Consider the following 14340-nt stretch of genomic DNA (forward strand, 5'->3'; position numbering starts at 1 on the left):
AACCAAACAAAAACAATCAAAATGAAAAAGCTCGTAATGATGTCACTCGCTGTAATTGGTTTTACTATGATGTTTCATACAAAAGCAGCAGCGCAGGCGCCCCAAAAGAAAAAAGTAGTAGTAGAAGCACAACAGGTTACTGAAAAGAAAGACCTGCCCGGTCCAGATGGCACACCCCGTCAAAAGAAAACACGTGGTTACTGCTATGTGTATTTTGATAACTTCACCGGTAACTATGTAGATGTTTGGGTAGAAGGAATTTACCAGGGCCGTCTTTCTCCTTATGCTACTTCTGTTCGTATTGATGTATGGGTACCCGGCAACTGGACCAAATGGTATGCACAAACAACAGATGGTGCTTTGTACTGGAGCAACAGCAGCTATTGTAACGACAGCCGTGTGTTTACACTGAACTTAAAGCGTTAACTTTAAAAAGTCTCGCTTTGCAAAGGGTATAAGCGTTGATTATACCCTTTGCTTTTTTATAACCCTTACAAAGGCTGCTGCATGAAAAGTGTAAAACGCTTTTTTACAGAGTACCTCGCACTCAACTGTTTCATCTTTGTGTGTGTATGGCTGCTTTCACTCCTTGTATTGAATGTGTCATTTTTTGATCCTTTTGCAGAGGCCTTCCGTGATTTCACCATCACTGATCTTTATTACAACAAACTCAAAGATCAAAACCAGATTTATAAAGGCCCGGTTGTTTTAATCAATGCTGAAAACAAAAACCGGAAAGAGCTGGCCTTTTTACTACAAGCCATTCAACAGGCAGAACCTAAAGTAGTAGGGCTTGATATTTTATTTACAGATCGTAAAGGGGATGACGATACCCTGCTGCACAACCTCTTTCAGCAATACAACAACTTTGTACTTCCATCGTATCCCGACTTTGAACAGCCTGAACAAAGTATTTACAACCATCCCTACTTCACCAACGAAAAAAACAACTATGTAAATTTTGAAGGTGATGATAAAGAAACCTCTACCATCCGTTATTATTATCCGTTTAACAACGCACAACAGGCATTTACAACAACCGTCATTCAAAAATTTAATAGCTCTGTTTATGAGCAATTATTGGATAAAAAAGGAAAACGGGTGGAAATTCATTATTTCGGCAACCTTGCCAATTTTACATATTTCAACTTTGATGAAGTGATCCAGCCTGATTTTGAAGCCGCTGTTCTCAAAGGAAAAATTGTGCTGGTAGGTTATCTTGGGTTACCAGGGAATAATCTAACCAATAAAATTGATGAAGACATGATTTTTACACCGCTCAATGCAAAACTGAGCGGCCGTAGTTACCCTGATATGTATGGATGTGTGGCACACGCCAATATTCTGCGGATGACTCTTGAAAAAGATTACATCAAAGTGATTTCGCCCTTCACCGGTTTTATTATTTCCTTTCTGTTCATCTGGCTCATGTTACCATTATTCTGCGGATTATTTTTCAAAGGCGATGTGTGGTTTAACGGGTTGGGCACCGGTGTGCAATTGATCGGCAGTATTTTACTGGTGTACATCACAGTATTAGTTTACCGCCATCTGAATACCAAGTTTGATCCGGGCTTGCTCATGGCTTGCTTTGTATTGCTGCCTACATTTATTAATTTGTATGAAGTATTGCTGTTGTTTCTTAAGTACAAATTGAAGCTGCCGCTACAATCAAGATTTTTAAAGAAGGATCCCAATGATTAAAGCCTCTCACTTTTTGTTTACGATAGTTCTGTTGGCAGTTGTTATAAACGCAAACAGCCAGTTACTGGTATATCATGTAAGCAAACAGGTACACTGGACACATGATGGCAAAAAAGATATTGCAAAACGGGGTGTGTTTCTTCAACCGGGACACCAGATAACCATAACACCACAAGCTAATGTAATGTTTGTGCAGAAAGATGGCAAGTCGATGTTACTGGACAAATCAGGCAATTACACTTTCAACCAGGTTCAACTGATGATGCAGAAAACAAAAGCAGAGAGTATCTCTAAAAACTTTTTTGCGTATGTGTTTGAAAAGTTTCTATCAGGTGATGGTGAAGAGAAACAAAGGGTGGCTGCTGTAGTTTACCGTGGAAAAACAGTGATGCTGTCACCTGCTGACAGTAGTTTTGTCTTCTCAACACCAGTACTTTCCTGGAAACCTGAATCAGTTTCTATTCCCTACAGGTTAGAGATAAAAAGTAACAATGAAATATTTGATACTGTTCTCCGTAAGACCACTTCGCTCCAACTACCGATTCGCTTCTTTACTAAACTGCCACAACTGGTAACATGGGTTTGCTATCCTGCAGACAGTAAGCAGAAACCATCACCCCTTCTTTTTTTAATTCCTAAGAAAGAAGATATTATTGAAATCAGGAGTCACTTAAACGCATTGGATAAAGAATTTGGAAAAAATCAATTGCTTTTAAAAACCATGAAACAGGATTTGTTGATACATTGGATCAACAGCTATCATTTAAACTAAAAGAATACCTTTTAAACTATTTAATATAAACTTTTCCTGTAGCTACCCTTTTCCCGTTTTTATCAGAAAGCTCTACAAGATAAATACCTGAGCCACGTGCTCTTAAATCAACCGGCATTTGTGTATAAGGAACTGATACACTATACAACTGCTCATAAACCTTTGTACCACGGGCATCAAATACACGGATATAATTTTGAGTACCTGTACTTTGCGGATTATTGTAACGTACCTGGAACTGTCCCTGGTTAGGATTGGGGTAAAAGAATAGTTTAGAAGTAGCTGAATCAAGAACAGCAACTACTGCTGATTCACCAACACAACCGTGAACGCTTGTTACAACAGCCTTATAACTTCCTACTTGATCAACATTTACTGTAATAGTGTTGGTTGTATTGGATACAGGTACACCATTTCGTAACCATACAATACTGCCACCTGCAGGTACAACAGATGCTGTAATAGTTGTTTCCAGTCCGGGGAAAAGTTTTGTGTAAGGAGCTGTGCTTAAGGTAACAACCGGCAGAGGATTTACTGTAAGCAAAGCGGCAGCAGAAGTATCCGACGTTTTACAAAAACCATTTACTATACAGCGATATTGATATTTGTTTTGAAGAGTGGACACTTTTTCAATCGTAAGTCGGTTTGCTGCAGCACCGTTTATTGTTCGCCATGTCTTAGCGGAATCAGCACTGTATTGCCACTGATAACTTAAGGCTTCACCGGTTGCATTTATTGAAAACACAGCAGCACTTCCGCTGCAAACAGTAAGTGGCAGCGGTTGTTTACGCACTGATGGCTCAATATTTTTTGATTGTAACACATCAACAAGGTAATTGCTTAATGCAGTATTACCTGCAATGGTTAAATGAATTCCATCATCAGTAAACTCCGGTTTTAAATTCCACAGGTTGCCGGAGCGGCCGCCGGGTCTGAATTGACCTAATATTGTATCTGCATTTACAACAACAGCGTTATAAGTAAGAGCAAGCGCAGAAAGCTGATCATTCCAAGTATCCCGTATTTGTAATTGTTCATTGGTGCCAACAGTCCAGGGTAAGATTCTAATGACTATAGGTTTAATATTATTGCTACGGCATAGGTCCAGCATCGTTTTATAATTACTTATAAATTGCTCTGCCGTATAACCAGCACCAAGATCATTAACACCACACTCTATTACTGCATAGCAAGGCTTTAACTGAACCACATCTTTTTCAAAACGTGCCGCCACCTCATTGCTGGTTTCCCCTCCTATTCCCATATTCTGATAAGTCCATTTTTTCAAAGCAGATACTTTAAAAGGAATAGTAGAAGGAGGATTATCATAAGAGTTAAAAGGAGAGATATAAGCAATATGATTATTAAAACCGCTTATGATTGAGTTGCCAATAAACACAGCATCAGGTGCCTTCATATAACAAACAATCGGCAGGTAACTGTTCAAACGTGGATAAGCACTCCAATCATAACCATTAAAAGGCATCTCAGAAGTCAATTGTATTCTTATACCTGCAATACCGGGTACTGATTTTAAAAATGCAGCACCTGCTGATGATGCTTCGTAACCCCAGCCAATAAAATCTCCTTCTTGTGCGGCAACAGGAGTATCCAGTTTAATATAATTAATGATACCACCTTTTAACTTCAAAAAGATATTCTCCTTTCCTATCAAATCATAAGTAAGTCCGTTCTTTCTCCAAACAAAAAACCAGAAAGACTGAAGCCGTGCAGGCAAATGATTCATGTATAATTGAACATGAGATATAATACCATTCTGCCGTACCCTGCTTCTGTTTTGAGTGTTCAAGGCCCACATATACTGTGCACTGCCATAATCAGCACCCGAAGAATTAATGCCATCGTAAGCAGTAACGGGTGCTACATCATTGGCATCTGTATTCATTTCAGATTCCTGAATACGCTTATTGTTATTTAGAATTTCGAAACCCTTGAAGTGAAATCCTGATTCACCTGTTTTATTATTTAAAAATTTACCTGCTGTTACCTTGCCGGGCTGTATCTCATTTGTTTGATACAACTCTTTTTTGAAATGAGCATTTTGTGAAGTAGCTGACCCGAAAGAAAAGATCAACAAAAATGATAAAATGATGTTCCGCATAGTGAATGATAAAGTTAACAAAGATAAAATTAGCAAAATTCCCCAATTACCATTAGTGCGGTTTGAATTCCACAAAAAATTAAAGACCCTGAAATTAAAAAGCCGCTGCATAATGCAGCGGCTTTTATTATTCAAAGATCATTTACCATTTAATATACACTTTTCCGGTAGCTAAGCGTTTTCCGCTTTTATCAGAAAGCTCTACAAGATAAATACCTGAGCCACGTGCTCTCAAATCAACCAGCATCTGCGTATATGGAGCTGATACACTATAAAGTTGCTCATACACTTTTGTGCCACGGGCATCGAACACACGGATATAATTTTGTGTACCTGTTCCCTGCGGGTTGTTGTAACGTACCTGGAACTGTCCCTGGTTAGGATTGGGATAAAAGAAAATTTTAGAAGTAGCAGAATCCAGGATATTTAACACAACAGATTCACCCACACATCCGCCAACACCTGTAACAGTAGCTTTAAAGGCACCCAGGTTATCTGCATTAACTGAAACAGTATTTGTTGTATTCGGAATTACTACTCCATTCCGTTGCCAGGCAATAGTTCCCCCGGCAGGAACAACAGTTGCTGTAACAGTAGTTTGCAATCCGGGGAAGAGTTTTGTATAAGGTGCTGCACTCAATGTAACCACCGGCAAAGGATTTACTGTAAGTAATGCAGCATTGGATGTAACAGCAGGACAAACATTATTGGAAACAATTACCCTGTAACGGTAATTATTAAAATTGGTACCCGGTACATTCACATTATAACTTGTTGCATTAGGAGCATTGGTAATGTTACTGAAACTGGCACCACCATCAGTACTACGTTGCCATGTAAAATTATTACCGGTTCCACTGGCATTTACAGCAAACACAATATCGCCTGTATTACACAAAGCAGCATCAGAAGGTTGAGTATTGATAACAACCGGTGCTGTTACATTTAACAGGGCTGCATTGGATGTAACAGCAGGTGTACAGGCACCGCTAACAATACAACGATACCGGTGATTATTTTGTGCTGTTGTAACATTACTTACTGTAAGTTGATTATTAACCGCACCATTTACATTCGTCCAGTTTGTACCACCATCTGTGCTCAATTGCCATTGATAGGTTAAACCATCACCGGATGCATTAACAGAAAAAGTATTGGAGGTTCCGCTACAGATATTTACCGATACAGGTTGTGTATTAATGGAAGGCGGCACTTGTACAGTAAGTGTTGCTGCTGTACTCGTAACAGTATTACATCCGCCTGTAATTACACAACGGTAGCGATAGTTTGTAAGTGAAGAACTCACATTGTTTAAAGATAGAGTAGCAGCATTGGCACCTGTAATATTATTAAAGCTTCCGCCACCATCTGTACTTAACTGCCACTGGTAAGAAACAATGCTGCCGGTTGCTGCTACTGTAAATGAAGTACTGTTTCCTGAACATATTGTAACATCTGCAGGTTGGTTGCTGATGGCTACTGCGTTAGAAACAGAAAGTACACCGGCATTACTCGTAACAGCAGGCGTACAGGCTCCGCTCACAATACAACGGTAACGATGATTGTTTTGTGCAAGTGTTGCTCCGCTTTCGGTATAGCTTGCATTTTGTGCGCCGGTGATATTATTGTAACTGTTTCCACCATCCGTACTCAACTGCCATTGATAAATTAAAGCAGTGCCTGTGGCACCAACAGTAAATGTGGCATTAGCGCCTGCACAAATATTGGCATTGGAAGGTTGTGAACTAATAGCCGGTGCTGTTTGAACAGTAAGTACAGCAACTGCTGTATTGGTTGTATTACATTGCCCGGTGTACACACAACGATACCGGTTATTATTTTGAGCCGGTGTAACGTTATTCAAGGTTAATGTAGTTCCAGTTTGACCGGAAATATTGTTCCAGCTTGTACCACCATCTGTACTCACCTGCCATTGTTGTGATAATGCGCCTGTTGCTGCGGAAGTAAATGTTACATTATTACCGCTGCAGATAGATTGTGAAACAGGTTCCGTAGTTATAACAGGTCCGGCACCCGGCTGTATAGTAAAACGAATCACTCTTGTTTTGGTAATACTGCCTGAAACACCCTGGATGGTAATATCATAATTACCAAATGCCAGTGTATTAGTATTGGTAAGCGTTACATCTGTACTGTTACCCGGTATTACAGGATTTGTGCTGAACACAATGGTACAACCGGGAGGTACTCCTGCAGTTGCACTCAGGTTAACAGGTGTGTTATATCCTAACAAAGAAGTAGTGCCGAGTGTAACACTTGCTGATGCGGCGGTTCCGCAGTTAACTAATGCAGGAGCAGGTGAATTAAAATTAAAATCCGGAGTTGCAGCTACAATTGTTATGTTGGCATTATTGATATCAAAGAAAATATTACCAACAGCCCTTACTCTGATGCGTGCCTGTGTACCGGGGTTGTTTGGAATTGTAACATCTTCACTGCCATCATTCGGTGTTGTTGCCGCCAATACAATCGGGAAAGTTTGACCACCATCAACAGAAAGTTCAATAGCAACGTTAGCACAACTCACCGGAGGTGCCGTTGTATTATTTACACTCCAGGTAATGGTTTGAGTACTGCCGCTGTTCCAGGATACACCTGCTGCATTTTGTGATGTAATCAAAAAAGGTCCGGAGGTATTGGTAATGGTTACTACCATATTATCACTGTTATTATTTCCGCCGCCACTTCGGTTATCTCTCACTGTAAAGCGGAAATTAAGTGTGCGGTTTACTGATGGAAGCTGCTCCCATCTCCAGCCATTGGCACCACTCAAAATGTATTGTAATTGAGGAAATGTTCGGCTTGTAGTATTTGCAGGGAGAAAAGAACGGAACTGCGGACCGGCGGTTGCAGTAGCGCTGGGCACTGTTGAAAAACCTGTTTGCCTGCGATCATTCTGCTCCCAGCAAAAACTCAACACATCACTAAGGTTAGCATCTGTTCCGCTACCGGTTAAAATAAATGGAGTTGAAATCGGAATGGTATAATCAGACCCTGCATCAGCCGTAGGCACTGCATTGCCTGTATTAGTAATTACGGCACAACCATTACCATTACCGTTGCGGGTGTAGTTAGTGATTTGCTGAATATTAATAGCATGAAAATAATCATCGCTGTGCGGCTGCACATCAGTAGTAGCGCCGGTTATACCTGCGTATCCCATAATGGTGGAACCGCTACCGGGTTCTACCTGTGCGATTGTATTTTCATTGCTGAAGGTAAATGTATGATTGCCGCCAAACTGGTGACCGATTTCATGAGTAAGATAGTCCACTACAAACCAATCGAAATTATTGAGATTGTTATAAGATGTAAAGGCACTTCCTTTTGCACCTGATACACATACACAACCAATACAACCTGCATTACCATTATCAGCAGCTCTGTGCACAAGGTGGCCGATATCATAATTAGCATCGCCTATAACATTATCAATAGTAACCTGCGTAGTTCCATTAAGGTTTCCATTCCAGGGATCAGTTGCAGGGTCGAGATAAATAATTAAATCATTATTGGGCACTAATACCATTCTTATACCAAAGTCTCGTTCATAAATACCATTGGTACGGGTCATGGCATTATTTAATGCCACGAGTACTTTTGCTTTTCGTTCTGCATCGGATGTTTCGGTACCATTCAACCAAAATTGTGAAAACTCGCCGGTAGCAGCCATTGCCATACGATAAGTGCGAAGCGTACCGTCATTTGCATTTTCAGCACCGGGAGCATTATCTGTTTGATTTGCTGATTTGTTATCTGCAGTTAAACATTTGAATTCTGTTTTGTAGTTGTACATGTCCGGTCTTCCATACACGATGTATTGATTGGTTTTACGATCCAGCAGATCAATATAAAATGTAGGGCGATCCGTTGACAGTACCATAGCCTGAAATTCACCCAGACCCATACTAAACCGGATGATGGAATTAGGACGATCCACTCCTTTTCCGGTGAAGGATAAAATACCCGGATACTTAGCTGATAATGCAGCATCCATAACAGGGCTTTGTACAATAGTGTATCGTTCCATTACTCCCTCCGCATTGGGAATGCTGATGATTTGAGTGGAGCGTGCAGCACGCACAGCAGTCTCCATGGGTGCACGTTCCAATACATTCTTCATAAGCATTACCTCTAACTTATACGCTTTAAAAGAAGTTGGTTTTAACTTGTTTTGAAAAACAGAGCCGGGGAGTTCAGTTTCCTGAATCGGTTTCCAGGCATTTTCCTGGGCTTTCAGTACATAGGTTAACAATAGAACTGAAAACAATAGTAAAAGTTTTCTCATAATAAGAAGCAGCTTGGTTTAGGGGAATCAAGATATTGAAAAATAGCGAAGGATGAGAAGGAAGAGTGATAAAAAATAAAGCTGTTTAAGAAAAGTATTCAGCAGCAATGAGATGCAATGAACGGGCCAACTATTTACCGATACAAAACTTACTGAAAATATAATCCAACCTGTCTTCATTTGTAATTTCTCCGGTTATTTCACCCAAAAAATGTAAACACCTGCGTATATCCAATGCCAGTAAATCGCCGGTAATATGGTTGTAAAGACCCGCAGTAATATCATCAATACTTTTATTTACTTCCTGCAGCGCCTGGTAATGACGGGCATTGGTTACTATGGTACTTTCTGTGCTTACGGTTCCCTGTATTACTTTATCCGTCATACGCTGTTTCAGTAAATCAATATGTGCATTTTTTTTGGCTGAAATAAATAACACTCCATCACCTGAAAATTTTTGCTGAGCTACATCTTCGCCGATCAGATCTGCTTTATTGCCAACTGCAATAAAATTTTTGTTCGATGATTGCACCTGCAATAAGGATGCTTCTACAGTTGATTGCGTTTCTTCATTCACATCAAACAGGTATAACACCAGGTCAGCAGCTTTCATTTTTTCCAGGCTTTTCTCAACACCGATTGATTCAATTACATCTTTACTTTCACGGATACCCGCTGTATCAATGAGACGGAACAGGATGCCGTTGATGTTGATGATTTCTTCAATAGTGTCACGGGTAGTACCTGCAATATCACTTACAATTGCCCTGTTTTCATTGAGCAATGTGTTGAGCAGTGTTGATTTGCCCGCATTGGGTTTTCCCACAATAGCAACACTTACTCCGTTCTTGATTACGTTACCGAGTTGAAAAGAATTGATCAACTCAACAACAGTTTTTTTTGCTGAATGAATAAGTTCATAAAACCTGGAACGATCTGCAAACTCCACATCTTCCTGGCTGAAATCAAGCTCCAGTTCTATTAATGCAGAAAACTGAATCAGTTGATCTCTTAATTCTTTTAGAACAACAGAAAACCCACCACGTATGTTATGCAAAGCTGTGTTACGGCTGGCTTCTGTATTACTGGCAATTAAATCTGCAACCGCTTCGGCCTGGGTTAAATCCAATTTTCCTTTTAAAAAGGCACGTTGTGTAAATTCACCGGGCTTAGCCAGTCTTGCACCTTTGGCAACAATTGCATTGATCACCTGCTCCTGGATATAAGGAGAACCATGGCAACTGATTTCTACTACATCTTCACCCGTATAACTTTTTGGATTTTTAAATAATGAAACTACTGCTTCATCCAGCACTTTATCATCATCTTTTAAAAATCCCACATGAATGGTATGTGTGGATTGCTTTGATAAATCTTTTGAAGGGAACAATGAATTTATAATATCAATCGCTTTTGTACCGCTGATGCGTATAACACCGATTGCTCCGATACCATGCGGTGTAGCCAATGCAACAATCGTATCATCCCAGCCTGTAAGTTTTCCCAGCATGGCGCAAAGGTACAGGATGAACCATTTCGATTATTGCCGGGCCACCACTGCATCAACCAGTACATATTTTTTAATATCGTTGATTTTCATTTCATCCAGTACATCAATCAGCTCTTTGTAAGAAGTAAGGGCTGAGGGTTGGATGATAACTGTATAGTTAGCGTCATTACCGTGTGACTGCATTATCCTTTTACGTTTATCCATCAATTGATCTCTCAATGAGGGAGGAGCATACAAGCCCACCGTTCCTCTTTGCAAAGGATGTTCTTCCCTGCCTTCAAAATAATCTATAACACCTTTCTCTTTTAATTGTAACGTGATGGTTTGTGTTTCGGAAGCTTCAGTCGAGTCAAGTATATTCTTATCATCAGGCACATGTAATCCAAATGCTTTGGGTTTAGTGAGCTCAGTTGTAAAGATGAAGAATGTAATGAGCAGGAATCCTAAATCAACCATGGGTGCAAAATCAATCTGAATTGTTTTCTTCCCTTTTGTTTCTATAGCATTCATAACAGTGGTTTTGAATGAGATGAATGCTGTAATGAATTCCATACATACAGGTAAGATTGATTATGCTTGTATTTTTCAAAGTAGCAGTACTAAAACTCTCCCCATCCCACGAGGACGTCAAACGGGAAACAAAAATCCCCACCGGAAAACCGATGGGGATGTTGCTTGTATATTCCTTCTTGATAAAGGTTATGGTTGTTCATCCGGCAGACGGAAGGTAATCTTCTGACGGCGCCATGCTTTTACCTGGCGACCGTTTTGAATGGCGGGAATCCATTTAGGTCCTTTTTTGATTGCATTTACTGCAATCTGGGCCAATACGGTTCCTTTCATTGTTAATGCTTCCACATTACTTACGTTACCTTCTTTGTCCACAATAAACTGAACTTCACAAGTACCGGCTTGACCATCTTCAGTAAGCTCATCAATATGACGTTCTACTTCACGCTGAACGTATTGATTCCACTTTCCTTCACCACCGGGGAACTGGGCTTCCACTTCCACTTTGGTAAACACCTGGTTTTCGTCTTCCTTGGGAGCTTCTACAACTTTTGTTTCTTGCTCTACCTTGGGAGGATTTACTACTTCAGGATCTTTAATACCTTCCTGGTCAATCTTACCTACGTTGGTAATTTCTTCCTGCTCTTTTACCTCGTTCTTTTCTTCAAACTTCTCATCCTCTACAATTTTGGGAGGCGTGAACTTTGTGATTTCAATTTTCGGAGGCTCCTGTTTTGGAGGAGGAGGTGGCGGCGGTTCAATTTTCTGCTGCTCTTCCTGCTTTACTTCAGAGAGGGTTACGTCCTGTACTTTTACTTTTTCCTTGGAGTTGGCTCCAACGGTTCTGCTAACGATAACAGCCAGGAAAATAAGTAACGCAACGCCTGCAGTAACCAGGAGGGCTGTTGTAAGCCGCTTCGTGTAATTTTTCCTGAGTTCATAAGCGCCATATTCCTTGTTGCGGCCATCAAAGAGGATGTCCAGGAAATCGGCGGTCAGGATTTTATTTGCGTCCATAATTTAATTTGTTTTGAATTAGATGCTGAAAATGATTCATTCCATAAATCTTATTGTCCGCCGGCACCCGCAGGTGATGAACCGGTGGTACCTTCAGTAGCATTAATTAACGTTTTTTCAGCGTCATTAACATCTACCACAGCATAGCGTTTAATTACAGCTATCTGCATTTCGTCCAGCATATCCACTACATTCTTGTAATTAGCCTCATCGGTTGGTTTTATAATCACCACCAGGTCCTTTTCAGGCGTATTGGCTTTTTTACGGAGAATTTCGCTGCGGATTTCCTTGAACGAAGAAGATTTAAAGTTAGAACCATCTCCCTGCAACTGTCCTTCGTAGTAATACACATGATTTTCTTTACTGAGTAATACCGTAAAGGCGCCGGAAGCTTTTGCTTCTGTTTGTTCCTCATCCTTGGCAGAATCATCCGGAACATTCAGCTTAAACGCTTTGGGCGTACTCATGGTAGTTGTAAACACGAAGAAGGTGATGAGTAAGAATCCAAGATCCACCATCGGTGTCATATCCACCCTGGTATCTTTACGGGCCTGTTTCTTGACGCCCGGGCCTTTCTTACCACCGCCACTATCCGGTGCTGATACATCTGCTCCCATAGTTCAGTATTTTATTTGTTATCAAAAATTATTTTCGTTCGTTCTGCTGTTTGTACAACGGTGTACCGCTGGGCACGCCTTCTAATGAGGTAATCAGTTTGAAGGAGAAAATGCCGTTTTTCTTAAATGCAGCAAGTACATTTTTAAAATAAGGATACTTTGTACCGTTATCACCATTCAGCATTACGTTTGTAGGTTTGCGGCCACCGGTTCCTGTTAGGAGTGCATTCAAATAATCATTCAATTGATTATTGGTGCTATCCTGCACGGGAATACCGGGCTGTTTTAATTGCTTATAATCCGCATCTGATAAATTCAGAAAGGAAGGAAGCTGTGTAACAGGGACACCGATACCACCTACTGAAAAGTTTACAAACTGGGCTATTTGTGCATTAGAAAGATTTAAACCTTTCTGGCGGCTCAATACTTCAGCTGTAAGTTGTGCTTTTTCTTTTCCATCCTTATCGGCACTGAAGCTGACAAATACACGGCCATCTTTATCAAAAGAAACCTTGAATACATCTTTATCAGGCTGATTTTCGGATGAAACTGATTTGGGATTGTCAATTTTCACCACTTCCGGTGGTTTGAACTTGGTTGCCAACATGAAGAAGGACAGGATGAGGAACGCTACGTCCACAAAGGCCGTCATATCCACCCAGGTACTCTTCCGTGGTATTTTATTGAGTTTTGACATTTAATACAGTTTTAATGTTACAGATTCATTTTCCGTCAAAATCCACACACATTATTTATACTGTGTAGCAAAACTTTGGGTTAAAGTGAAACTTGTTTCATCAATACCGTAAGTGATAGAGTCAATTTTGGTAGTGAACACGTTGTACATGATCAGGGCAAATGATGAAGTAGCGATACCGAGCGCTGTATTATACAGGGCCTCAGAGATACCAAGGGCCAGGGCACTTGCATCACCACCGCCACCTTCTTTACCAAGGGCAGCAAATGAACGGATCATACCCAATACCGTACCCAACAGGGCGATCAAGGTACCGAGGGATGTAATAGTTGAAAGGAACACGAGGTTTTTAGAAAGCATAGGTAATTCCAGCGCTGTAGCTTCTTCTACTTCTTTTTGAATAGCACCTACTTTCTGATCATGATCCATACCGGAAGCTTCTGTCATTTCACGGTATTTCTTTAAACCTGCTTTCATTACGTTGGCAACAGAACCTTTTTGTTTGTCGCACTCAGCAAAAGCAGCGTCAATATTTTTGTTAGCGAGATGGTATTGAACTTTACGGATAAAGTCAGTAGCATTTCCATTACCCAATGCCTTACGGATGGTGAGGTAACGCTCAATAGAAAACACCAGTACCATCAGGAACAAACCAATCAGGAAAGGTACAATGATACCACCTTCATAAACGGCATTCAAAGCACCAATGGGTTTTTTGTGATGAGGCCAGAATCCACCAGAAGTATCGGGCTCCTGGAATCCGCTTTCTGCACCTAAGATAAAGCGCCAGACACAATAACCGGCAATAATACAAACGATCGGAGCTATCCAGCTGATAGCGTTGCTGCTTTTCTTTGCTTGAACTGAAGAGGCAGCCTTTGCTGCAGTTGGTTTAGTTTCAGCCATGACAATTGATTTTTGGTTTTTTAAAATTTCTGAATAGTTATTTAAGAATCTGGTGCAATTCTAAGAAAAAATTCTTTCTAAAAATTCAACCCAATCCCTCCCCTACGGGAGGCACAAGTTAGGGAAATATTTATTTTCAACAACTTTCGCATTTTTATTTTTATTTCTTTCTTTTT

11 protein-coding genes are annotated in these 14340 nt (G+C 40.5%); 3 read left to right on the forward strand and 8 right to left on the reverse strand.

The features are described from left to right. Positions 1-21 precede the first annotated feature (21 nt). The 3 genes from PDL71_RS15895 (at position 22) to PDL71_RS15905 (ending at position 2476) form a co-directional block, all read left to right on the forward strand. Positions 22-426: a hypothetical protein gene (locus tag PDL71_RS15895; protein ID WP_407522831.1), complete on the forward strand. Its 405-nt coding sequence runs from the start codon at positions 22-24 to the stop codon at positions 424-426. Between the two features lie 81 nt (positions 427-507). Continuing rightward, entirely contained in the window at positions 508-1704 is a 1197-nt protein-coding gene (locus tag PDL71_RS15900; RefSeq protein WP_407522833.1) for a CHASE2 domain-containing protein, read from the forward strand. A 13-nt stretch (positions 1705-1717) separates the two neighbouring features. Further along, positions 1718-2476 carry a hypothetical protein gene (locus tag PDL71_RS15905; RefSeq protein WP_407522835.1) on the forward strand — a complete coding sequence of 253 codons (759 nt, stop codon included), beginning with the start codon at positions 1718-1720 and terminating at the stop codon, positions 2474-2476. 16 nt (positions 2477-2492) lie between these two features. Here PDL71_RS15905 and PDL71_RS15910 read toward each other — a convergent pair whose 3' ends face one another. From PDL71_RS15910 to PDL71_RS15945, 8 genes are all read right to left on the reverse strand, one after another. Further along, the gene (locus PDL71_RS15910) at positions 2493-4598 is read right to left on the reverse strand and encodes a GDSL-type esterase/lipase family protein (RefSeq protein WP_407522837.1); all 2106 of its coding nucleotides are present in this window, start codon (positions 4596-4598) and stop codon (positions 2493-2495) included. Positions 4599-4740: 142 nt separating this feature from the next. After that, on the reverse strand, positions 4741-8907 hold the full coding sequence (locus PDL71_RS15915; protein WP_407522839.1) for a reprolysin-like metallopeptidase: 4167 nt from the start codon (positions 8905-8907) through the stop codon (positions 4741-4743). 130 nt (positions 8908-9037) lie between these two features. Further along, entirely contained in the window at positions 9038-10417 is a 1380-nt protein-coding gene (gene mnmE / locus PDL71_RS15920) for a tRNA uridine-5-carboxymethylaminomethyl(34) synthesis GTPase MnmE (protein ID WP_407522841.1), read from the reverse strand. A 30-nt stretch (positions 10418-10447) separates the two neighbouring features. Continuing rightward, positions 10448-10927 carry an ExbD/TolR family protein gene (locus tag PDL71_RS15925; protein ID WP_407522842.1) on the reverse strand — a complete coding sequence of 160 codons (480 nt, stop codon included), beginning with the start codon at positions 10925-10927 and terminating at the stop codon, positions 10448-10450. Positions 10928-11116: 189 nt separating this feature from the next. Further along, positions 11117-11944 (reverse strand): energy transducer TonB, encoded by an 828-nt coding sequence (locus PDL71_RS15930; RefSeq protein WP_407522844.1) that lies wholly within the window; start codon positions 11942-11944, stop codon positions 11117-11119. 50 nt (positions 11945-11994) lie between these two features. Further along, a complete protein-coding gene (locus PDL71_RS15935; protein WP_407522846.1) occupies positions 11995-12561 on the reverse strand; it encodes an ExbD/TolR family protein in 567 nt (188 codons plus the stop codon). A gap of 28 nt (positions 12562-12589) precedes the next feature. After that, complete coding sequence (locus tag PDL71_RS15940) at positions 12590-13258, reverse strand: ExbD/TolR family protein (protein WP_407522848.1); 669 nt, start codon at positions 13256-13258, stop codon at positions 12590-12592. A gap of 51 nt (positions 13259-13309) precedes the next feature. Next, positions 13310-14164, reverse strand: coding sequence for a MotA/TolQ/ExbB proton channel family protein (locus PDL71_RS15945; protein ID WP_407522850.1), 855 nt, complete (start codon positions 14162-14164; stop codon positions 13310-13312). Between the last annotated feature and the right edge of the window lie 176 nt (positions 14165-14340).

Source organism: Lacibacter sp. MH-610 (assembly GCF_045780045.1).
Taxonomy (GTDB): Bacteria; Bacteroidota; Bacteroidia; order Chitinophagales; family Chitinophagaceae; genus Lacibacter.